Here is a 20698-nt window from a genome sequence, read left to right as displayed (position 1 = left end):
CGAAAAGATCATGCTCAAACAAAGAGCTAAAGCGCGATGATGATTCAACCTGATCTCATCGCGCTTTAGTGTCGCGTTATATCGCGCCGAAGCGCACGCTCACTCCGCTGCTTCGCCACGCAGCGCGGCCTTGGTGCCGTCGGTATTCGCGAACGCGACGGCCACCTTGTTGCCGTCGAATGTCAGGGACCAGGTTTGCATTTCACCATGTCCCAGGATGCGGCGTTCGACCAGGAAGGTACGTTCGTTGAGCCAGCGGCCGCGGACGGCATTGATGCCATAGCTCGCCGGCAGGCTGGTGCGGAACGTGCCGTCGAGTCCCATCGGTCCGGTGAATCGATCCTCGATACCATCCGGCTTGCCGGTCTCCGTGGTGATCAGCCACGAGGCATCCGGTTCGGAGAAGGTGAGGGTGAAAGTCCTGACGCGCAAATCGTTCTTGTCAAGCCGATAGGTTCGCCCCGAGATCGTCTTGGCGAGTTCGGAGGTGCCGCCCAGCGCGGACGGCCGTTCGGTCGCGGCTTGCTGGATCGCGGCGGCGAGCAGGGATTTTGCGATCGGGTCCGCCGGCAAGGCGGACTCCGATTTCACCGCGCTTGCAATGTCGTCGATCAGGCGCGAGGTGGAGAAAAATTCGTCGTCCCGCAACACGCCGGTCATCACCGCAACGATGTCCAGTTTTGGCAGCACCAGGATCAGTTGCGAATGGCGGCCGCGCGCCATGTAGGCGCCCTTCTCGGGTAGCGACCACCACAGATTTCCGTAGTGAAATCCGAAGGTGGCCTGCACCGGGCCGGCCTTCGCCCGTTCCACCCATGATCGCGGGATCAATTGCTTGCCGTCCCACATGCCGTCGTGGAGATAGAGATAGCCGATCCGCGCCATGTCGTGCGGCGCCAGATAGAGGCCGGCTTCGCCGTTGCTGTTGCCCTGCGCGTCGACGCGGCCCCACGCCGCGCTGGTGATGCCGAGCGGCGCGAACAGCTCCTTCCTGGCGAAGTCGAACGCGCTCTGCCCGGTCTTCCTGGTGATCAAAGCGGAGAGCAGATAGGGATTGCCGCCATTGTAGTAAAACTGGCTTCCCGGCGCGTCCGACATCGGCTGGTCGAGCACGAACGCGGCGCGGTTCGGGCTGCGGTACATCTGCATGATCGTCTCGTCCGGCGTGTAGGCCCGCTCGCGCCACTTGATGCCGGATGTCATGTCGAGCAGGTGCTGCACCGTGATCGCGCGCTTGAGGTCGTCATCGTTGGCCACGGGCTTGTCGGAGAAGAGATCAACGATGGCGTGATCGACGCTGTCCAGCTCGCCGCGCTGGGCCTCGATTCCGACCAGCGTTCCGACGACGCTCTTGGTCACTGACCTGAGGTCGTGGGCGATGCCGGCGACATAGGGCGCGTAATAGACATCGGCGACGATCCGTCCGTGCCGGATGATCGTCAAACTGTCTTGCTTGTAGCTGCCGACAGTTTCGATCAGCCGGGCAAGGCTCGCGGACTCCATTCCTTGCTCCTCGGGCGTCGAAACCGGCCACGCTTTGGTGGGCCAGGGAATCTCCGAAGATGAGACGCCTGGCGCTCCCTGGTCATCGGCGGCGTTGGCCGGTGTGCTCGAGCCGGCGAAACATTGCAGCGTCGCGATCAGCGCCGCCGTCATCGCAATCCTGAAGGGCATGTCGGCTCTCCTATTGCTTCGCGTCGGGGGCATTCAGCACGGTCTTGCAGGGCACCGGCAGCTGCGCCAGTGTCATCGGCGGCCGCGGCTTCGGCGGCTTCGGTGGCGGCTTGGGGTGCAGCACCGAATCCTTGAACCAGAAGGCGAGGTCGGAGGGCTTGCAGCCTTCGCCCTCGGATTGCGGCTTTTGTCCCTCGCATTGCGGGCTGCCGGGCGGGCATCGCATGCGGATGTGGAAGTGATAGTCGTGACCCCACCACGGCCGGATCTTCGACAGCCAGCTGCGGTCGCCCTTGGCCTCGCGGCACAGCGCCTTCTTGATCGCGGGGTTGACGAAGATGCGCTGCACCGCCGGCTCCTGCGCCGCGTCGCGCAGCACCAGCACATGGCCCGGCGTGAACACCCGCGGATCGATGTCGAGCCGGTCGTCGCGCACCATCATTACCGCGGAGGTTTCTTCACGCTCCTCGCGCGACAGCTTGCGATCCGGCATCGGCGTCAGCCAGATGTCGGCGTCGAGGCCGATCTGGTGGCTGGCGTGGCCGGACAGCGCGGGGCCGCCGCGCGGCTGGCCGATGTCGCCGACCAGAATGCCTGGCCAGCCGGCGTCCTTGTGTGCCTTGGCCGCCAGCCGCTTGAGCAGCGCGATCATGGCAGGATGGCCCCAGTAGCGGTTGCGCGACAGCCGCATCACCTGCCAGGTGTCGCCGTTCAGCGGCATCTGCGCGCCGCCGGCGAGGCAGCCCTTGGCGTAGCCGCCGATCGCCTGCGTCGGCAGCTCCGCCGGCAGCACCTTGCGCGCGAACAACTCCCTCGCCCCGAGCTTCGGATCGTTAGGGTTAGCGAGCGGCGGCAGCGGCTTCGGATTGACGGAGCCCTTGTCCTGCGCCCGTGCGGACAGGCTGCAGGCGATGACGGCACAGAACAGGAGCGGGATCAGACGCAGGCGGGGTGTCATTCGGATCACTCTGTCGGCGCAAGGTCAGAGCGTTTTCCAGCGAAGTGGATACCGGTTCGCGCGAAGAAAACGCGTCAAAGCAAGAATCTGGAGCTCCGTTCCGATTTCGATCGGAACGGAAATAGCTCTAGCATGGATTTGCCGCGCGCGAACCGCGCCTTCATCGCAATTGCTTGATCGCCCACAGGGCGGATTAAGATTACCGGCGGCTTCCCGCTCCGCGTGTGACGTGCAGCACTTTACAAATACCCGTTAAGGGCGACATCATGCGCCCAATAATTTCAGGTTAGGCGTTAGTATGACGAGCGTATTTGGCGTACGGCTGGCGTTCGCGGCCGCGATTGCTGTTTTGACGATGGCGTTCACGCCGGCAGAGGCCGGCGTCGTGGTTCACATCGACAAATCATCGCAGCGCATGGCCGTCAGCGTCGACGGCGCGATGCGCTACAACTGGCCGGTGTCGACCGGCCGCCACGGCTACGGCACGCCGAGCGGGGTGTTTCGTCCGCAGATGATGGTGCGGCGCTGGTACTCGCGCAAATACTATAACTCGCCGATGCCGCATTCGATCTTCTTCTATGGCGGCTTCGCCATTCACGGCACCTATGAGCTCGGGCGGCTCGGCGGTCCCGCCTCGCATGGCTGCGTGCGGCTGCACCCGTCACACGCCGCGACGCTCTACGCGCTGGTCGAGCGCAACGGCCGCGGCAGCACGCGGATCGAGATCACCAACTAGACTTTTGACTTGCAGGACGGCTCGATCGCGTCGCGGCTTAACCGCGCGATAACCCTGTTGCGCGTTGACGCATATTGATGCGCGCAAGGGCTGCTTCAGCGCATTGATTGTGCAATCCCGCCGCGATCTACCGAATAGTCACTTCTGCATGGCAGCTTTCGCCCGGCGAATCCGCTTGCAGCGCGCGGATCGCTCGCGCGCTGCGCGAAGCCGCCTGCAAAGCGAGCAGGCCGCGATGTCTCATCCGGCGCAGAGATATACCGAGAGATACCAATTTTTCAGATACTTATCGCAGAAGTGTCGTCGAACTGGACTACGCGTGGGGCGTGCGATGCCGATGATGCGGCCAAAGAAGATCAAGAAGCCAAAGCGGGCCAAGCTGCCGCGCCCGCCGGGCCGCCGGCCCAAGATGATGGCGAAACCCTCAGGTAATTCGCGCCGCGCTGCCGCCGAGATCGGTGAGTTGGTGCGCCAGCGCGCGCAAGCCGAGGCCGCGATCGCGGAGGCGCGCAAGTCCAACGCACGGCTGCGCGAGGCGATCGACATCCTGCCGCAGGGCATCGTGTTCCTGGACTCCGAAGGCCGCTACATTCTCTGGAACAGGAAATATTCGGAAATCTACCAGCGCAGCTCCGACCTGTTCGAGCACGGCGCGCGTCTCGAAGACACCATCCGCATCGGCGTCGCGCGCGGCGATTATCCCGAGGCCGCCGGCCGCGAGGAAGAGTGGATCGCCGAGCGGCTCGCGAAGATGTACCAGCCGGGCGAGCGGCATGAGCAAATGCTGGCCGACGGCCGCGTCGTGCTGATCGAGGAGCGGCTGACCTCGGATGGCGGCATCGTCGGGCTGCGCGTCGACATCACCGAGCTGAAGCAGCGCGAGGCCTCGTTCCGCCTGCTGTTCGACGGCAATCCGGTGCCGATGATCCTGTGCGCGCTCGATGGCGAGAAAATTCTCAGCGTCAACGATGCGGCGGTCGCCCATTACGGCTACGCCCGCGCCGAGTTCGAAAAACTCTCGATCCGGAGCCTGCAGGCGTTCGATCCCGAACTGCCCTGGGCGGCGGGGCGCAGCAGCGACGAGCAGGCGGCGCGGACCTGGAAGCATGTGCGCGCCGACGGCACGCTGATCGATCTTGCGATCTACTCGCGCCAGCTGATGCACGGCGACCAGCCGGCGATGCTGCTCGCGCTGATGGACATCACCGAGCGCAAGCGCGCCGAGGCGCGGCTGGCGTTCATGGCCCAGCACGACGCGCTGACCGGCCTGCCGAACCGCAATCTGCTGCGGCAGCGGATGGACGAGATGCTGCAGCACACCCGCCGCAGCACCGACAAGGTCGCGGTGCTGATGCTCGGGCTCGACAATTTCAAGGCGGTCAACGACACGCTCGGCCACGGCGTCGGCGACAAGCTGCTGCGCGGGGTGGCAAAGCGGCTGCGTTCGACGTTGCGCGAGGAGGACGCGCTGGCCCGGCTCAATTCGGACGAGTTCACGGTCGTGCAGGCCGGCGTGACGCGGCCGGAGGACGCGGTGCTGCTGGCGCGGCGCATTCTCGACGCGATCGGCGAGCCCTATCTGCTCGAGGGACATTCGGTGGTGATCGGCGCCAGCATCGGGATCGCGATGTCGCCCGGCGACGGCGAGGATTCCGAAAAGCTGCTGAAGAGCGCCGACATGGCGCTGTCGCGCGCCAAGAGCGAATTCCGCGGCACCTTCTCGTTCTTCGAGGCGGAGATGGACGCGCGCGCCCAGAGCCGCCGCAAGATCGAGATCGATCTGCGCGACGCGATCCAGAACGAGGGCCTGCGGCCGTATTACCAGCCGCTGGTCGATCTCGGCAGCGGCCGCATCACCGGCTTCGAGGCGCTGGTGCGCTGGCCGCATCCGGAGCGCGGCATGATCTCGCCCGCCGAGTTCATCCCGGTCGCCGAAGAAACCGGCCTGATCAACGCGCTCGGCGGGCTGATGCTGCATCGCGCCTGCATGGACGCGGCGCAGTGGCCGGACGACGTCCGCGTCGCGGTCAACCTGTCGCCGCTGCAATTCCGCACCGGCAATCTGCTGTCGGTTGTCACCGACGCGCTCAGGCAGTCCGGCCTGCCGGCGCGGCGGCTCGAGCTCGAGATCACCGAGACGCTGCTGCTGGAGAAGAGCAGCCAGGTGCTGGCGACGCTGCATGCGCTGCGCGCGCTCGGGGTGCGGATGTCGATGGACGATTTCGGCACCGGCTATTCGAGCCTCAGTTATCTGCGTAGCTTCCCGTTCGACAAGATCAAGATCGACCAGTCGTTCGTGCGCGACCTCGACGCCAACCGCGATGCCCAGGCGATCGTGCGCTCGATCGTCAGCCTCGGCGTCGGGCTCGGCGTCACCATCACGGCCGAGGGCGTCGAGACCGAGGCCGAGCTGAGCTGCCTGCGCGCCGAAGGCTGCCACGAGGGCCAGGGCTTCTTGTTCAGCCGCGCCCGGCCCAACGCCGAGGTCATCAGCCTGCTGCGGGCCCAGCGTGGGGCTGTGGCGAGCGCGGCGCTGGTGGCGTAGAGCAAGGAATCACCGCGACGTCATTGCGAGCCAACGGGTCGCGCGAACGCGCGCCCGATGACAGGCTCCGCGAAGCAATCCATCCCTCCGCGTATGCGGAACGATGGATTGCTTCGTCGCTTCGCGCCTCGCAATGACGGTGGATGGAATTGTAGCTCGTAGCCCGGATGAGCGCAGCGATATCCGGGGGCCGGCCTGCGGGCACAGCCCGGAGCCGCGAGCGCCGCGCTGGTGACGTAGGGGCGGACGGCTCTATCAACCACGTCATTGCGAGCAAAGCGAAGCAATCCATCTCTCCGCGTATGCGGAACGATGGATTGCTTCGCTGCGCTCGCAATGACGGTGGATACACTATGTCCCGCGGTCCGGCTTCCGCCGCAAATGATACGTCAGCGCCAGCGCCACGCAGTGGCGCAGCGCGGCCTCGGGCAGCTTGTTTTTGACGTCGAGCAGGATCGCGCGATTGCCGCTGTAGCTGAGCTCCGGATAGAGCTCGCGAAACGTCTCGACCAGGTTGGTCTGGCAATGAAAATACACCGCGACCTGGTTCGCGGCCGGCTTCACCTGATCGATTCGAACAGTGCTGCCGCTTCCGGTCTCCACCGTGAGATAGCTTGGCTGGCCCCACTTCAACGTCTCCTGCAGCGCGCCGACGCCCTCAGTCGTCTTCGCTGTGTCGAAGATCAGGCGGCGCAACGCCAACAGCTTTGCCTTGATCGGCGCGGGATAACCTCCGAACAGTGTCTGCGCGGGGCCTGCGGCGGTTGCTTGCGTGCGAGGCTTGCTGGTCGCTCGATTGGCCGGTTTGCGCATGGGCACTCCGCGACGGGGGTGCAGCAATCTACCACAGCGCCTTGAAGGTCATATAGAGCGCCATCAGCGAGACGAAGAAGATCATTGCGCTGCGCAGCGTCGTGCGGTCGATGCGGTTGGCGGCGCGGGCGCCGAGATCGGTGCCGGCGAGCAGGCCGATGATGACGCCGGTCAGCACCGGCCATGACGCGAGCGAACCTTCGCTCCAGTAGATCCAGGCCGAGGGGATCGTGGTCGGGATCAGCGACATCACGAGGCTCGCCATCTGGGCCTGATGTTGCGGGACGCCGAGCACGGCGCTCAATCCCACCACGGTCGCCAGCCCGCCGCCGATGCCGAGGAATCCCGATGACAAGCCGGCGAGCAGGCCGACGACGAGCAGGGCCGGCCATGATGCGTCACGCTTGGCGCCTGCGTCGTCATCCTCGGTCTTGTCGCGCCCACCGCGCAGGATCAGCATCGCATCGAGCGCGACGAGATAAGCCACATAGCTCCAGCGCAGCGCCGGGCCCGCGACGTGGTTTGCCGCGAGCGCGCCGGCCGCGCCGCCTGTGACAAAGCCGATCGTCAGCAGCGCGATCCAGCGCAGCGGCGTGCGGTTGCCGCTTTGCCAATAGCGCCGGATGCCGGCAAGACTGGTCGGCGGCACCTGCGCAACCAGCGAGATGCCCTGCGCGACATGCTGCCCGGCGCCGAGCAGCAGCACCGAGAACACGACGAGCCCGCCGCCGGGGCTGACGCCGAGCAGCCCGGCGGTCAGACCGCCGGCGAGGCCGGTGGCGATGCCGGCGAGGAGGTCGTGCATCGCGCTTCTCCGTTAGCGCCGTGCGGCAAGGCCGGCGAGGAAGATGTCGAAGGCCTGCATGGCCTCCGATGTCGAGACCGTCTCGCCCCACAGCCGCTGCAGCACGATGCCCTGGAACATGGCGACCATCGCCCGCGCGGCGGCGCGCGGCTGCACGCTGCGGTCGATCGCGCCGCTCTTCTGGCCGCGCCGCAACAGGTCGATGATCAGCGCGATCGGTTGGCGGATGCCGCCGACCACCTGGTCGCGCACCACGTCGTCGCGCAGCGCTTCCGCCCAGAGCTGCAGCGCGACTCGGCGGGCGCGCAAGCCGTCTTCCTTCTGCAAATCGCCGAGAAAGCCGCGGGCGATCGCGCGCAGGCTCTGCAGCGGATCGTCCGTGCCGGCCTTGACGGCGAGCAGGGCGCTGTCGCGCTCATGACGGCTCTCGCCGATCGCCTGGATCAATTCCTCCTTGCCGGTGAAATGCCCGTAGATGCAGCCCGCGCTGAGCCCCGACTGCTTGATCACGTCCTGGATCGTGGTCTGGTGAAAGCCCTGGCGCGCAAAGCAGATCTCCGCTGCGCGTAGAATCTCCTCGCGGCGGATCGCGAGCGTCTCGGGTTTCACCTTCGGCATGGTCGGTCCTTGTTGGGTCTCGCGCGTGGTCGTCCGGCGTTTGCAGCGGGCAGCGACCAGGCGACCGGCCGGGCCGCCATCTTGACGGTGGTTCGCATTCAGTATAAAGAACGAATATTCGTTTTGTAAAGAGAGAGAGTGACTCGCATGATCCGCCTGCCCGAGCGGCTCGACCGTTGGCTGCGGCTCGTCTTCGTGACGCCGAACATGCACAAGCTGCATCACTCGCGGCACCAGCCGGAGACCGACAGCAACTATTCGAACCTGCTCTCGATCTGGGACCGGCTCGGCGGCACCTACAATCGCGGCCCGCGCTTCGCCGAGCTGCGCTACGGCCTCGACGGCTTCGACGATGCCAAGAAGCAGTCGCTGCGCGGTTTGTCCAAGATGCCGTTCATGCGCGAGTGGGGAAAGTCGGCAGCGCCGGCGCACGACGAGGTGGAGCCGTCCGCCCCGCCGCCAATGCTGCCGTGGCCGTGATTACGTTCCAGGACTACTGCGCCATTGGCCGAGGCGTACGCCTCTCGCTCCGTCATCCTGAGGTGCGAGCTCTTGCGAGCTTCGAAGGATGCACGGCCCCGCCAGTGGCCGTCGACCCTTCGAGGGCCGCTGAAGAAGCGGCCACCTCAGGGTGACGGGTCATGGTGAATATCACGCGCCAGGACTACGCCGCGTTGCGCAGTCCGGCGAGGAAGGTGTCGACGCTGTGCGACAGCGCGGAGGCCTCTTCTCCGAGCTGGCTTGCGGCCTGCAGCACGTTGCCGGTGAGGGCGCGGGACTGGCCGGCGGCCGCGCTCGCGCCGGCGACGTTGGCGGAGACCTCGCCGGTGCCGGCCGATGCCTGCTGCACGCTGCGGGCGATCTCGCGCGTCGCCGAATCCTGCTGCTCGACGGCGGCCGCGATCGCGGTGGCGATGCCCGAGATCTCGCGGATGGTGCCGCTGATGTCGCCGATCGCGCTGACGCAGTTGCCGGTGGCCGACTGGATCGCGCTGACCTGGCCCGCGATCTCTTCGGTCGCCTTCGCGGTCTGGCTGGCCAGTCCCTTGACCTCGGCGGCGACCACCGCAAAGCCGCGGCCGGCCTCGCCGGCGCGCGCGGCCTCGATGGTGGCATTGAGCGCCAGCAGGTTGGTTTGGCTGGCGATCGCGCTGATCAGGCGCAGCACGTCGCCGATCTTCTCGGCGGATGCCGCGAGGCTGGTCACCATGTCGGTGGTTTCCCTGGCCTTCACCACGGCGTTGTCGGCAACGTGGGCGGAGTGGGTGACCTGACGGCCGATCTCGGTGATCGAGGACGCCAGCTCCTCGGTCGCGGCAGCCACCGCATTGACACTGGCCGAGGCCGCCTCGGAGGCGACAGCCGCCGCCGAGGTCCGTTCCGAGGCGCCGTTGACGCTGGTGGTGATCTCGCGGGCGACGCGCTGCATGTCGCAGGTCGCATGGGCGACCGCAGCGACCACGCCCTTGACGTCGGCTTCGAAGCGGTCGGCCATCTGCCGCTGCAGGGCGCGCTTCTCGGCCTCGCCCTTCGCCTTGTCGGCCTCCTGCGCCTCGCGCAGCGAGGAAGTCTCGATCATGCTGCGGCGGAACACGTCGACCGCCTTGGCCATGGTGCCGAGCTCGTCGCGGCGCTCGCTGCCGGGAATCGTGACGCTGGTGTCGCCGCTGGACAGCCGGTTCATCACCGCGGTGATCGCGGTGAGCGGCCGTGACAGGCCGCGGCCGAGCAGGAAGGCGAGCAGCACGGCGGCGGCCAGGATCGCGACCGTGCCGAGGATCAGGTTGCGCTGCGCGCTGGCGGCGGCGGCTTCATAGTCGCTGGTGTCCTTGACGATCTCGAGCACGGCGACCGGGTGGCCGGCATAGTTCTTGATCTGCCCGAGATAGAGCTCGACCGCATGGCCGTCGAGCGTCGCGTCGCGCAGCAGCGCGGCGCCGTTCATCACGCTTCTGAGCTCGTCCTGGGTCGCGACCACGGTGTCGCCGAAGGTCGAGGACAGCCGCTTAAAGCTCTGGCCGTCGAACGAATGCACGGCGAGGTCGATGCCGAAGCGCTTCTTGGCGCGGTCGACGAATTCCTTGCCGAAGGCGGCGCCGACGTCGACATTGGCCAGCGTCTTGCCGTCGCGCATGATCGGGGTCATGCCGAAGATCGAGAGCGCTTCGCGGCCGGGCTCGACGCCGACGATCGGCTTGCCGTCCCTGATCGATTCCACCACCGTGGTCCGCCGCGTCGAGGCGTCGTCGCCGAACACTTTTGGCGCGTGGACCCGGTAGAAGCTGGTCGCCGGGCCCTGCCAGAACGAGATCAGCGGGATGCCTTGCGCCTTGATCGCCGCACCGGGGTCGCCGAGCAGCCTGCCGAGGCCGTCGCGGTCGCCCTTGGCGATGGCATCGCCGACCGGCGGCAGCGCGGCGATCACCGCCGAGACCGCGAGCGCGGCGCGGCCCTCATAGTCGATCGCCGCAATCACGCTGTCATACTGCAGCTTGAGCTGCTGATCGAGCGCGAGCCGGGTCAGCGCCCGCTGCTGGCTGATGGAGAAGCCCCCGAGGATGGCGCAGGCCACCGCGACCGTGAGGGAAATCGCCAGGATCAGGCGGGCGGCAATCGATCGAAGCGTGAACATGGGACGGGCGGACTCCAGGCATTAGCGCCGGCCGCAATGTCTCAGAAAAAGCTTAACAACCGGATGTTGTTGCCGCCGATATTCGAGCCGCGACCCCTGCCGCCGGTGCTACCTTCGTACCGTGCAGCTAAAGCGCAATGAGCTCGAGTTGAATCAGTCGGGCCGCAGATCCGTTGCATGGGTGCCGCAGCGAGTCCGAGTCTGATAGCCTCCGATCACGGTATCCGCCTGCCTTCCTGCGCGATTGCGGTGTCTGCTTCCACGACGGGATCGTTAAAGGTCCAATAGGGAACCGTACGTATGCGATCGAGGTCGGCAAATACATTGGAATTGTCGGCGGGGCTGGACGGCTCGTCCCGCAGTGCAGCCTTAAACTCCGGGCCAAATCCTTGAAAGCCCTCGGGGGTCAACTCGCAAAGGTGGATTTGATTCCAGTCGATCGTCAGCGCAGGGTCGTGATAGAGCACCGCTGCCGTCTCCATCGCCCTGAACGTTCCGAACTTGCCGGTCCGCAGGAGCTTCTCTGCCGCAGGGCCACAATAATCGCGCATGACGTTCCGGTACTCGCCGAAAAATGCAGGCTCCACTCGGATGAACTCCAGTGACGCCAGCCGCTTCGACCGATCAGCCAGGCCTTGCCAATCGAGCGGCAGAAGAAACGACGACGGGGTTGTCAGGAGAATCTCTGCGCGCAGAAGGTTCGCGTCTGTCGGTTGTCGATTAACGACAAGGTCTTTGGTGACATCCCAAGGGACGAGGCCGCGAAAATAACTCAGTTCGACATGGCTCCACACGAGGGAGCCCGACGGGTTTTGAAAGAACGAGCGGTGCCGATAAAGCGCTTGACCGAGGCACGTCTTCCCCAAGCGCGCCCAATTCATTGCATTTTCCCTAAGAGCAACTTCCATCGCCGGTTCAGGTGCGTGCAGCGTCCTAGCGAGCACCACAAGGCGGTCGTCGAGCCCGACGCGGGTCAGATGTGGCTCTGGCGTTGGATGGATGTTTTGCATCAACGGCGGTCTCCCGGAGCTCGAAGATAATGTTCGGCGTTCGGACGGATCATACATGATTGACCCGTCCAACGGACACTCGGTTGATCACACGAAACCAGATGTCTTCGGATGACTCCGTGTCTCCCGACAGCCGCACTGGCCCTTCACGGACATGGCTGGACCTGTGGCTGATGTCGCCCTTTGACCCCTTGTGGACATTTGATTTGACGCGAGCGGATGCAGCCCCCGATGCTGCCTCGCTGGGGAGCGGCGTTCGATACAACTGGACCGGGAGACCGCAAATGGCGGCTTACGTGATTTTTGACGTCGATATTCGTGACCCAAAGCAATACCAGGAATTCATGTCGGGTGTGAAGCCCGCGCTGGAGATGGCCGGTGGCAAATATCTGGCTCGAGGCGGAGCTCACAAGGTCTACGAAGGAGATTGGGAACCTCGCAGGATTGTCTTGCTGGAATTCCCGTCAATCGCGGCATTTGAGGCCTTTTACAATGGCGCAACGTACCAAGGACTCAAAAGCATAAGAGACTCTTGCAGCTCAGCGCGTTTGGTCGGCGTGGAGGGCCTCGGCTGATGGCTCGCTGGGCCGCACGTTGGTGTCCGCTGTTGGCCCAAAACCGACATGCCGTGGCCACCCGGCAACGTCCGGATTAGGGGGTAGTGTCGACATGGTGGATTTATGAGCACACGCCCTGGTTTAATCTGACTTCTCGCGCCTTACCGCGCCGTCGGCGGAGCGCCGAGGTTGCCCGCCAGGATCGTCTTGCCGGCGTCCTCGAACTGGGTGTCGCGGGCATGGATCTGCTGCGCGATCGCGTGCACATCGCGAAACCGCCGCTCGATTCCGTGCGAACACCGTGGTCGCCCCCGACATGTGATGTGATAGGCGACGTCGACCACGGATGCGCACTGGTGGATGGTCCAGGTCGAGGCGATGCTCTCGGCGCAGGCGGCGCGCAAGCTGGCCTCGGTGCGGTTGTCGCGCCGAGAAGCCGCGTGGGGCCGAACGGCGCTCGTATCCGAACTCGGCCACGTGTCACGTAATGGGCAGGTCACTCCGGATTTCGAGGCGACTTTCCTCTTCGCCATGAACCGGGCGGTACGCCAACATATTTCTTGAAGGCGCGATTGAACGCAGCTTCGGACTCATACCCGACTTCCGCGCCCGCCTGTGCAACGCTGGTTCCCGGGACCGCCAGATGCTTGATCGCCAGTTGCATGCGCCAACGGACAAGATAGTGCATTGGTGAAACGCCGACATAGTGCGCGAACCGTTCGGCGAAGACTGATCGCGAAAGTCCGACTTGGCGGGCCAGTTCGGCCAAGGTCCATGGCTTCTCCGGCTGCCCATGGATGAGCCGCAATGCGTGTCCAACGTGTCGGTGCTTCAGTCCGGACAGCCAACCATTCGAATCATCCGGGAGGTGAGCGATATGCTGACGCACCACTTCGACGAACATCAACTCGGCAAGCCTCGCCAGCAAGCTCTCGCTTCCGGCGCTACCGCAGGCGGCCTCCTCCGCGGCAACACGGAGCATGCTGGAAAGCCAGCCTTGCGCTGCCGCCGACATCTGGCGGAGCAGCATGCGCGGCAGCGCTTCAAGCAGAGGATTGAACGGTCGTGCATCGCAGCCGAAATAGCCGCAAATCAGATGACAATAGTCGGCGCCGTCATTATGCAGACGGGTGACAATCGGCAGCGGCCGGCCTTGCGGCCGAGCGTATTCCTGTAGATCGGGAAGTCCTCGCATGCCCTGCGCTGAGCTCAAGACATTAGCGTCGCCCATCGGATAGATGACGATGTCGCCTGCAGAAAAACGCCGGTTCGACTCGGGACTGCCGGCCAGTCCAGCCCAGCAGGAGCCCGACAGGATGGCATGGAAGCTGATCACGTGCTGCGCATCGGGCATGACCATGGAAGCAATTGTGGCCGAGGGGGGCGACTCACCGACCCAAGGGGCATGGAGATGCCGCTCGAAGAAGATTGCGCCGGTCAGACGCACTGCTTTCAGCACATCCGAGAGAACATCCATCGTCGCGCAACTCTCTTACCGGACGATCGAGCAAGAAAAGCAGACAAGGGAGCATACCAGTACACTCAAACGCCCGCTACAAATGCCCCGCTATTGCATCGCCGAAACGACTAATTTCCGTTATCTGGCGACGTTTAAGGAGGCAACGCGATGGGATCGGTCGAGGCAGCAAACAGCCGGCCAGGTGTACCGGTCGGTGTAAACCACGTCGTGCTTAACGTCCGCAACATGGACGAGAGCCATCAATTCTGGACTGAGGTCGTCGGGTTATGCCTCGTTGGGGAGTTCCGGCAGCGACCCGGCGGCCCGCCTACCCCACGAATGCGGTTCTACAGCGGTATCGGGACCGCGGGCGTCCACCATCATGACCTTGCACTGGTCGAGAATCCAAACCTTCCACCGCCGCCCAGCGAATGGAAAATGTGGGACATGCCGATTGCGATCAACCACATCGCGATCACGTATCCGAGCCGCGAGGCATGGTTGAATCGGCTCGGATATCTTCAAAACAAAGGCTTGGAATTCGACCGTCGTATCGACCACGGTATGACACATAGTGTGTATATTCACGATCCCAACGGATATGGCGTCGAACTTGTCTACGATCTCCCGCGCGAAGTCTGGGAGAACGATATTGACGCCGCGTTGAATTTTGCCGAGCTTCGGCCGCACGAAGGCACAGCGGCGCTCGTTGATCGCACCGATGTCCCAAGATTTGGACCACCGAGCTGAAGCCGAAGTCAGGCTTTTATCTTCGTTTCGCAAATGTCAGCCGTTGGCCCTTAGTCGACTGACCAGGTGCGCCTCTTTGGTCCGCTCCCAAGGGTCATGCGGACGTTCGTCGCCAGGCCGATTTATGGGCACGCGCCCTACCGCGCCGTCGGCGGTGCGCCGAGATTCCCCGCCAGGATCGCCTTGCCGGCGTCCTCATACTGGGTGTCGCGGGCCTGGATCTGCTGCGCGATCGCGTGCATGTCGCGAAACCGCCGCTCGAACGGATTTTTTGCGAACACCGCGGTGGCCCCCGACATGTGATAGGCGATGTCGACCACGGACGCGCACTGGTGGATGGTCCAGGTCGAGGCGATGCGGATTGCGATGCGATGCGCCTCGGTGAGCGGCTCGCCGCGCACGAGGTCGCGCCAGACCTCATTGGCGGTGGTGTAGAGATAGGCGCGCGCGGCGCGCAGGCTGGCCTCGGTGCGGCCGATCTGGCCCTGCACCGCGTTGTTGTCGCGCATCGACTTCAGGCCCTGCGGAGTCTTGCTGCGCGCAAGCTCGGTCGCCGCATCCAGCATGGCGCGGGCGACGCCGAGCGAGGTCGCGGCAAAGCCCATGCTGAACACCATGTTGGTGGAGAGCTTGTAGAGCGGCCCGCTCTCGCGGCACGCCGCGGGATCGTCGCGCAGCGCGGCGAATTTCTCCGGGATGAAGAGGTTGTCGACCGAATAGGAATCGGTGCCGGTGCCCTTCAGCCCGATCACGTCCCAGACGTCGTACATCACAGCCTGCGACATCGGGAACAGGATGGTGCGGATCTCCGGCGAACCGTCAGCCTTCTTGCGCGGCGTGCCGTCGGCCTCGACGACGCGGACATGGGCGCCGAGCCAGCTCGCCTGCCGCGAGCCGGAGGCAAAGTCCCAGCGCGCGCTGGCGCGATAGCCGCCGGGCTCGGCGCGGACCTCGTGCGCGATCGCGCCCCAGGCGAGAATGCCGGGCGGGGTGTTGAAGATCTCGTGGGCCACGTCGGGCTCGAGATAGGCCGCCGTCATGGCGCAGACGCTGCACTGGCCGAGGCACCACGCCGTCGAGGCGTCGGCCTTGGCGATCTCCTCCTGCATCTGCATGAAGGCTTCCAGCGTCGCCTCGGCGCCGCCAAAACGCTTCGGCAGCAGCGCGCGATAGAGGCCGTTCTCGACCAGCGCCGCTGTGACGGCCGGCGTCAGCCGCCGCGTCCGCTCGATCTCGTCGGCGTCGGCTGAGATCAGCGGCGCCAGCGCGCGGGCCCGCGCGGCGAGATCGAATTCTTGCAGCTTGTTCATGCGTTCCTCTGCCCCGTTTTGGCGTTGTTGTTGGGCGGGCGCGCGATGGTGGCCCATCCGGCGGGAGAGGGCAAGGCGGGTCGGCGCGCGCGCAGATCAGCTATCCCGGCGGCGCCGCCGTGTGACGCCGCGACGAACGCGTCGCAGCTTACGCCGCGGCGCGGCCGAGATCGAGCGAAGCCCGGCGCTTCGATGGGAAGCTCAGCGCCACCGCGACCGCCGCAAGGCCGATGGCGAACGAACCGGCGTGCAGCCACGTATAGCCGTGGAACGTGTCGTACACGTAACCGCCGGCCCACGGCCCGAGCGCCATGCCGAGGCTGGCAAACGCCGACACCGCGCCGAACACGGTGCCCATGATGCGCGCGCCGAAGAATTCGCGCACCAGCACCGCATAGAGCGGCATCACCCCGCCATAGGCGAGGCCGAACACGACGGACAGCGCGTAGAATTCGCCGAGCCGCGCCACCGCGAGATAGGTCGCGATCGCGAACGCCTGCACCAGGAGGCCGCCGACCAGCACCGGCTTGGCGCCGAGCCGATCCGCCAGCACGCCGAGCAGCAGACGGCCGCCGAGCCCGGAGAAGCCGGCGAGGCTGTAGACGGTGACCGCGGTGAGCGGCGCGATGCCGCACACCATGGCGTAGGACACCATGTGGAAGATCGGCCCGGAATGCGCCGCGCAGCAGGCGAAATGCGCGCCGGCCAGCGCAAGGAATTGCGGCGTGCGCAGCGCCTGCGCCGCGGTCCATTCGGTGTCGGGTGCGCTCGCGGCCGCGTTGCTCGCAACCTCCGAGCCATGCGGCGCCGGGCGTATCAAAAACGACGCCGGGATCAGCAGCGCCCATGCGGCGATGCCGATCACGAGCATCGCGGTGCGCCAGTCATAGGCCGTGATCAGCCAGCTTGCGGTCGGCGCCACCGTCAGCGGCGACACGCCCATGCCGGCGGAGACCAACGCCACGGCAAGGCTGCGATGCTTGTCGATCCAGGCGCTCGCCAGCGCCATCATCGGCGCATAGAAGCTACCGGCCGCGATCCCGATCAGTACGCCGAAGCAAAGCTGGAATTGCCACAGGCTCTGCGCCTGGCTCGCCGTCACCAGCCCAAGCCCGAGCAGGAGGCTCCCGGCCAGCACCACAATGCGGGTGCCGAACCGGTCCGACAGCGTGCCCCAGGCAAAGGCGGCAAATCCCATGCAGAGGAAATCCAGCGTCGCCGCTGCCGAGATGCCGGCGAGCGACCAGCCCATCGCATCCGAGATCGGCTGCAGAAACACCGCGAGCGACAGCATGGTGCCGAAGCCGACGCAGGTCATCAGCGCACCCGCGCCGACGACGACCCAGCCATAGTCGAACCGAGCGGACTTGCTCATCGCGTTTCCTTGGCGTTTCCCCTGCCGTTTTTGTTGTGTTGTCGAGCGGGCAGGCGATGGTGGCCCATCCGGCCGATCGGGGCAAGCACCGGCGTATTGGCGCTGCGGACCCAAAGCGAACAAATTGCTGCGGTAGCAGAATGTTGCAATGGCAATCGAGGCGCTCATCGAGCGTCGCTTTTGAGCGGGACAGCGCCATGCTCAAGCTTCCTCCGCCGATCTGGACGTTGCTTTATCTCCTTCTCGCCGCGCTGCTGAGCTGGTGGCTCGGCTGGCCGACGCCGGCCGGCCTGCCGATTCCGTCGCTGGGAATCGTGCTGGTGGTGATTGCGTTCGTTCCGCCGGTGTGGGCGTTCATGTTGTTTCAGCGCGAGGGCACCGAGATCGAGCCGACATCGCCGACCAATCGCGCGCTGGTCACGCGCGGTCCCTACCGCTTCACCCGCAATCCGATGTATTCGGGCCTCGTGCTGCTTGTGCTCGGCATCGCGATCTGGGTCGGAGCGTGGCCGATGTTCATCGCGCCGATCGCCGTGTTCGCGACGACCAACTGGGTGCACATTCCGTTCGAGGAAGCCAAGATGCGCCGCCAGTTCGGCGCCGCCTATGACGACTATGTCGCGCGGGTGCGGCGCTGGGTGTGAGCGGTTGGCGCGAGCGGGATGAGATTACTAGCTAGAGCAGGATGGGATTAGGTTGAGCCGACGCGGCAGCGGAAGTTCACCTCTCCCTTGGGAGAGGTCGCGCCGAAGGCGCGGGTGAGCGGTTACGGTCTCTCGTTGGAGCTGCGGCCCCTCACCCGATTTGCTGCGCAAATCGACCTCTCCCCGACGGGGAGAGGTGGACCGAGCCCGCGGCCCAACCGATTCAACCTCACTTCATCACGCTCTGGCTTCTTGTTTGAGCATGATCTCTTCGGAAAACCGCTTCGCACTTTGCGCTAACGCGGCCCTCCGGGTCCGGATCATGCTCTACCCGCAATTCCAGGCGCGCCCGATCGGCGTCCAGGTCCAGCACGGACCAAAACTGCCGCCATTGTACCGGCCGCGATAGAATCCGGGCCGGCCGAAATAATGCCAGTCGCCGCCATAATAATACTGCGGCGACCAGTCCGGATAGCCGCGCGCGGCGCCGCGCGGACCGAACACCGGAATGGTCTCGTTCGGCGGCTGCCGGTAGCCGGGCAGGAAGCCATAGCCATGCCAGCGGGCAGACTGCCGCTTCTTCGATGAAGCGGCCGAGCTGGTATCGGGCTGCAGCAACAGGAGAGCGATGATCGAGATGGAGAGAATGCGCAACATCATCGCAGTTTAGTCGTCACGCAATGCGATGGCGATTCAAATGGTGGTGCGTTTTGTTGCTGGGACAACAATGGACATCATGCCGCGCCCTTAAGCGGCGCTTCAGCTGTCAACCTTCAGCGCGGCGACGAGGCATCCTGCCGGATGTCGACCTTGCCGAATGGGAATGCCGCCGCTGTTCCGCCCGACATGTCACATGTCTTTGGCGGTACTCAAGCACCGTGCCGGCTACTTTGCATGGGGTTGTTTTGCGCGATTCAGCTGGAAGCGGACCGGCGCCTCAGCTGTCCACCTTCAGCGCGGCAATAAAAGCTTCCTGCGGGATGTCGACCTTGCCGAACTGCCGCATCTTCTTCTTGCCTTCCTTCTGCTTCTCCAGAAGCTTGCGTTTGCGGGTGATGTCGCCGCCGTAGCATTTTGCGGTGACGTCCTTGCGCAGCGCGCGGACGGTTTCGCGCGCGATCACCTTGCCGCCGATCGCCGCCTGGATCGGGATCTGGAACATGTGCGGCGGGATCAGCTCCTTCATCTTCTCGACCATGGCGCGGCCGCGGCCTTCGGCGCGGGTGCGATGCACCAGCATCGACAGCGCGTCGACCGGCTCGGCGTTGACCAGGATCTGCATCTTGACCAGGTCAGCCGGCTTGTAGTCGGTGAGATGATAGTCGAACGAGGCGTAGCCCTTGGAGACCGACTTCAGCCGGTCATAGAAATCGAACACCACTTCGTTGAGCGGCAGATCGTACTTCACCATCGCGCGCGAGCCGACATAGGTCAGCTCCTTCTGCGCACCGCGGCGGTCCTGGCACAGCTTTAGGACGCTGCCGAGATACTCGTCGGGGGTGAGAATCGTCGCCTCGATCCACGGCTCGTCGATCTCGGCGATCTTGACCACGTCGGGCATGTCGACCGGGTTGTGGATCTCGAGCTCGGTGCCGTCGGTCAGCTTCATCTTGTAGATCACGCTCGGCGCGGTCGCGATCAGGTTGAGATCGAACTCGCGCGACAGCCGCTCCTGGATGATCTCCAGATGCAGCAGCCCGAGGAAGCCGCAGCGGAAGCCGAAGCCGAGCGCGGCCGACGTTTCCATCTCATAGGAGAAGCTCGCATCGTTGAGGCGGAGCTTGCCCATCGCCGCGCGCAGCGTCTCGAAATCGTTGGCGTCGACCGGGAACAGGCCGCAGAACACCACCGGGATCGCCGGCTTGAAGCCCGGCAGCATCTCGCTGATCGGCTTCCTGTCGTCGGTGATGGTATCGCCGACGCGGGTGTCGGCGACTTCCTTGATCGCAGCGGTGATGAAGCCGATCTCGCCGGGGCCGAGCTCCTCGACCTGCTCCATCTTCGGCGTGAAGAAGCCGACGCGCTCGATGTCATACGCCGCGCCGGTGCCCATCATGCGGATGCGGCTGCCCTTCTTCATCACGCCGTCGACGACGCGGATCAGCACCACGACGCCGAGATAGACGTCGTACCAGCTGTCGACCAGCAGCGCCTTGAGCGTCGCGTCGCGGTCGCCCTTCGGCGGCGGCAGGCGGGTGACGATCGCTTCCAGCACGTCGGGCACGCCGACGCCGGTCTTGGCCGAGATCATCACGGCATCGGAGGCGTCGATGCCGATCACGTCCTCGATCTGCTGCTTGACCTTCTCCGGCTCGGCGGCGGGCAGGTCGACCTTGTTCAGGACCGGCACGATCTCATGATTGTTGTCGAGCGCCTGGTAGACGTTGGCGAGCGTCTGCGCCTCGACGCCCTGGCTGGCGTCGACCACCAGCAGGGAACCCTCGCACGCCGCCAGCGACCGCGACACCTCGTAGGCGAAGTCGACGTGGCCGGGCGTGTCCATCAGGTTGAAGATGTAATCCTTGCCGTCCTTGGCGCGGTAGTTCAGCCGAACGGTCTGCGCCTTGATGGTGATGCCGCGCTCGCGCTCGATATCCATGGAATCGAGCACCTGCTCCTTGCCCGCCATTTCGCGATCCGACAGGCCGCCCGTCATCTGGATCAGGCGGTCGGCCAGGGTCGATTTGCCATGGTCGATATGGGCGACGATGGAGAAGTTGCGGATGTTGGAAATCGGGGCAGTTGTCATGGGCGCGGGATAGCATCCGCACCCCCGCGCGGGCAACCATAATGCAGTATTTTGCAGGGGTAT

Annotated in this window: 19 protein-coding genes; 6 read left to right on the top strand and 13 right to left on the bottom strand. The window is 65.0% G+C overall.

Annotation, left to right across the window (positions count from 1 at the left end):
- Positions 1-99: 99 nt before the first annotated feature.
- Positions 100-1707 (bottom strand): serine hydrolase, encoded by a 1608-nt coding sequence (locus XH93_RS40285; protein ID WP_210340429.1) that lies wholly within the window; start codon positions 1705-1707, stop codon positions 100-102.
- A complete protein-coding gene (gene mepA, locus XH93_RS40280; RefSeq protein ID WP_194471692.1) occupies positions 1685-2632 on the bottom strand; it encodes a penicillin-insensitive murein endopeptidase in 948 nt (315 codons plus the stop codon). The genes XH93_RS40285 and mepA overlap by 23 nt, the downstream gene beginning before the upstream one ends.
- Before the next feature lie 355 nt (positions 2633-2987).
- Between mepA and XH93_RS40275 the strand changes: the two genes are divergently transcribed.
- Positions 2988-3368: a L,D-transpeptidase gene (locus tag XH93_RS40275; RefSeq protein WP_194475523.1), complete on the top strand. Its 381-nt coding sequence runs from the start codon at positions 2988-2990 to the stop codon at positions 3366-3368.
- Between the two features lie 331 nt (positions 3369-3699).
- Positions 3700-5913, top strand: coding sequence for a bifunctional diguanylate cyclase/phosphodiesterase (locus XH93_RS40270; protein ID WP_194471691.1), 2214 nt, complete (start codon positions 3700-3702; stop codon positions 5911-5913).
- A gap of 351 nt (positions 5914-6264) precedes the next feature.
- Here XH93_RS40270 and XH93_RS40265 read toward each other — a convergent pair whose 3' ends face one another.
- From XH93_RS40265 to XH93_RS40255, 3 genes are read right to left on the bottom strand one after another with little or no spacing between them, the layout of a single operon-like run.
- Entirely contained in the window at positions 6265-6726 is a 462-nt protein-coding gene (locus XH93_RS40265) for a DUF1801 domain-containing protein (protein WP_194471690.1), read from the bottom strand.
- Positions 6727-6754: 28 nt separating this feature from the next.
- Positions 6755-7531 (bottom strand): sulfite exporter TauE/SafE family protein, encoded by a 777-nt coding sequence (locus XH93_RS40260; protein ID WP_194471689.1) that lies wholly within the window; start codon positions 7529-7531, stop codon positions 6755-6757.
- A gap of 12 nt (positions 7532-7543) precedes the next feature.
- Positions 7544-8149, bottom strand: coding sequence for a TetR/AcrR family transcriptional regulator (locus XH93_RS40255; RefSeq protein ID WP_194471688.1), 606 nt, complete (start codon positions 8147-8149; stop codon positions 7544-7546).
- A 147-nt stretch (positions 8150-8296) separates the two neighbouring features.
- Here XH93_RS40255 and XH93_RS40250 point away from each other — a divergent pair, with 147 nt between their 5' ends.
- Entirely contained in the window at positions 8297-8629 is a 333-nt protein-coding gene (locus XH93_RS40250; RefSeq protein WP_246799441.1) for a sterol desaturase family protein, read from the top strand.
- Between the two features lie 184 nt (positions 8630-8813).
- Here XH93_RS40250 and XH93_RS40245 read toward each other — a convergent pair whose 3' ends face one another.
- On the bottom strand, positions 8814-10781 hold the full coding sequence (locus tag XH93_RS40245; RefSeq protein ID WP_194471687.1) for a methyl-accepting chemotaxis protein: 1968 nt from the start codon (positions 10779-10781) through the stop codon (positions 8814-8816).
- A gap of 215 nt (positions 10782-10996) precedes the next feature.
- Positions 10997-11791, bottom strand: coding sequence for a hypothetical protein (locus tag XH93_RS40240; RefSeq protein WP_194471686.1), 795 nt, complete (start codon positions 11789-11791; stop codon positions 10997-10999).
- 284 nt (positions 11792-12075) lie between these two features.
- Here XH93_RS40240 and XH93_RS40235 point away from each other — a divergent pair, with 284 nt between their 5' ends.
- On the top strand, positions 12076-12366 hold the full coding sequence (locus XH93_RS40235) for a DUF1330 domain-containing protein (RefSeq protein WP_194471685.1): 291 nt from the start codon (positions 12076-12078) through the stop codon (positions 12364-12366).
- Positions 12367-12509: 143 nt separating this feature from the next.
- On the opposite strand, the gene XH93_RS40230 is transcribed toward XH93_RS40235, so the two are convergent.
- Together XH93_RS40230 and XH93_RS40225 are read right to left on the bottom strand one after the other, a co-directional pair.
- Positions 12510-12752 carry a hypothetical protein gene (locus XH93_RS40230; protein ID WP_194471684.1) on the bottom strand — a complete coding sequence of 81 codons (243 nt, stop codon included), beginning with the start codon at positions 12750-12752 and terminating at the stop codon, positions 12510-12512.
- A 92-nt stretch (positions 12753-12844) separates the two neighbouring features.
- The gene (locus tag XH93_RS40225; RefSeq protein WP_194471683.1) at positions 12845-13825 is read right to left on the bottom strand and encodes an AraC family transcriptional regulator; all 981 of its coding nucleotides are present in this window, start codon (positions 13823-13825) and stop codon (positions 12845-12847) included.
- Positions 13826-13975: 150 nt separating this feature from the next.
- Between XH93_RS40225 and XH93_RS40220 the strand changes: the two genes are divergently transcribed.
- The gene (locus tag XH93_RS40220; protein ID WP_194471682.1) at positions 13976-14557 is read left to right on the top strand and encodes a VOC family protein; all 582 of its coding nucleotides are present in this window, start codon (positions 13976-13978) and stop codon (positions 14555-14557) included.
- A 137-nt stretch (positions 14558-14694) separates the two neighbouring features.
- Here the strand turns inward: XH93_RS40220 and XH93_RS40215 are convergent, their stop codons facing one another.
- Together XH93_RS40215 and XH93_RS40210 are read right to left on the bottom strand one after the other, a co-directional pair.
- Positions 14695-15867 (bottom strand): acyl-CoA dehydrogenase family protein, encoded by a 1173-nt coding sequence (locus tag XH93_RS40215; protein WP_194471681.1) that lies wholly within the window; start codon positions 15865-15867, stop codon positions 14695-14697.
- A gap of 148 nt (positions 15868-16015) precedes the next feature.
- Positions 16016-17242: an MFS transporter gene (locus XH93_RS40210; RefSeq protein WP_194471680.1), complete on the bottom strand. Its 1227-nt coding sequence runs from the start codon at positions 17240-17242 to the stop codon at positions 16016-16018.
- A 197-nt stretch (positions 17243-17439) separates the two neighbouring features.
- On the opposite strand from XH93_RS40210, the gene XH93_RS40205 reads away from it, so the two are divergent.
- Positions 17440-17886 carry an isoprenylcysteine carboxylmethyltransferase family protein gene (locus XH93_RS40205; protein WP_194471679.1) on the top strand — a complete coding sequence of 149 codons (447 nt, stop codon included), beginning with the start codon at positions 17440-17442 and terminating at the stop codon, positions 17884-17886.
- A 327-nt stretch (positions 17887-18213) separates the two neighbouring features.
- On the opposite strand, the gene XH93_RS40200 is transcribed toward XH93_RS40205, so the two are convergent.
- Positions 18214-18543, bottom strand: coding sequence for a hypothetical protein (locus XH93_RS40200; RefSeq protein WP_194475522.1), 330 nt, complete (start codon positions 18541-18543; stop codon positions 18214-18216).
- A 280-nt stretch (positions 18544-18823) separates the two neighbouring features.
- Positions 18824-20635: a translation elongation factor 4 gene (gene lepA / locus XH93_RS40195; RefSeq protein WP_139479674.1), complete on the bottom strand. Its 1812-nt coding sequence runs from the start codon at positions 20633-20635 to the stop codon at positions 18824-18826.
- Positions 20636-20698 lie beyond the last annotated feature (63 nt).

This window comes from Bradyrhizobium sp. CCBAU 51753 (genome assembly GCF_015291565.1).
Classification (GTDB): Bacteria; Pseudomonadota; Alphaproteobacteria; order Rhizobiales; family Xanthobacteraceae; genus Bradyrhizobium; species Bradyrhizobium ivorense.
This window is presented reverse-complemented; position numbering and strand designations above follow the sequence as displayed.

Excerpts from the sequence above, each read along its gene's own strand:
- XH93_RS40235 (WP_194471685.1), top strand. The coding sequence starts at position 12,076 with ATGGCGGCTTACGTGATTTTTGACGTCGATATTCGTGACCCAAAGCAA.
- XH93_RS40265 (WP_194471690.1), bottom strand. The coding sequence starts at position 6,726 with ATGCGCAAACCGGCCAATCGAGCGACCAGCAAGCCTCGCACGCAAGCA.
- XH93_RS40225 (WP_194471683.1), bottom strand. The coding sequence starts at position 13,825 with ATGGATGTTCTCTCGGATGTGCTGAAAGCAGTGCGTCTGACCGGCGCA.
- XH93_RS40240 (WP_194471686.1), bottom strand. The coding sequence starts at position 11,791 with ATGCAAAACATCCATCCAACGCCAGAGCCACATCTGACCCGCGTCGGG.
- XH93_RS40250 (WP_246799441.1), top strand. The coding sequence starts at position 8,297 with ATGATCCGCCTGCCCGAGCGGCTCGACCGTTGGCTGCGGCTCGTCTTC.
- XH93_RS40215 (WP_194471681.1), bottom strand. The coding sequence starts at position 15,867 with ATGAACAAGCTGCAAGAATTCGATCTCGCCGCGCGGGCCCGCGCGCTG.
- XH93_RS40245 (WP_194471687.1), bottom strand. The coding sequence starts at position 10,781 with ATGTTCACGCTTCGATCGATTGCCGCCCGCCTGATCCTGGCGATTTCC.
- XH93_RS40200 (WP_194475522.1), bottom strand. The coding sequence starts at position 18,543 with ATGTTGCGCATTCTCTCCATCTCGATCATCGCTCTCCTGTTGCTGCAG.
- XH93_RS40210 (WP_194471680.1), bottom strand. The coding sequence starts at position 17,242 with ATGAGCAAGTCCGCTCGGTTCGACTATGGCTGGGTCGTCGTCGGCGCG.
- XH93_RS40260 (WP_194471689.1), bottom strand. The coding sequence starts at position 7,531 with ATGCACGACCTCCTCGCCGGCATCGCCACCGGCCTCGCCGGCGGTCTG.
- XH93_RS40270 (WP_194471691.1), top strand. The coding sequence starts at position 3,700 with ATGCCGATGATGCGGCCAAAGAAGATCAAGAAGCCAAAGCGGGCCAAG.
- mepA (WP_194471692.1), bottom strand. The coding sequence starts at position 2,632 with ATGACACCCCGCCTGCGTCTGATCCCGCTCCTGTTCTGTGCCGTCATC.
- XH93_RS40220 (WP_194471682.1), top strand. The coding sequence starts at position 13,976 with ATGGGATCGGTCGAGGCAGCAAACAGCCGGCCAGGTGTACCGGTCGGT.
- XH93_RS40255 (WP_194471688.1), bottom strand. The coding sequence starts at position 8,149 with ATGCCGAAGGTGAAACCCGAGACGCTCGCGATCCGCCGCGAGGAGATT.
- lepA (WP_139479674.1), bottom strand. The coding sequence starts at position 20,635 with ATGACAACTGCCCCGATTTCCAACATCCGCAACTTCTCCATCGTCGCC.
- XH93_RS40285 (WP_210340429.1), bottom strand. The coding sequence starts at position 1,707 with ATGCCCCCGACGCGAAGCAATAGGAGAGCCGACATGCCCTTCAGGATT.
- XH93_RS40275 (WP_194475523.1), top strand. The coding sequence starts at position 2,988 with ATGGCGTTCACGCCGGCAGAGGCCGGCGTCGTGGTTCACATCGACAAA.
- XH93_RS40205 (WP_194471679.1), top strand. The coding sequence starts at position 17,440 with ATGCTCAAGCTTCCTCCGCCGATCTGGACGTTGCTTTATCTCCTTCTC.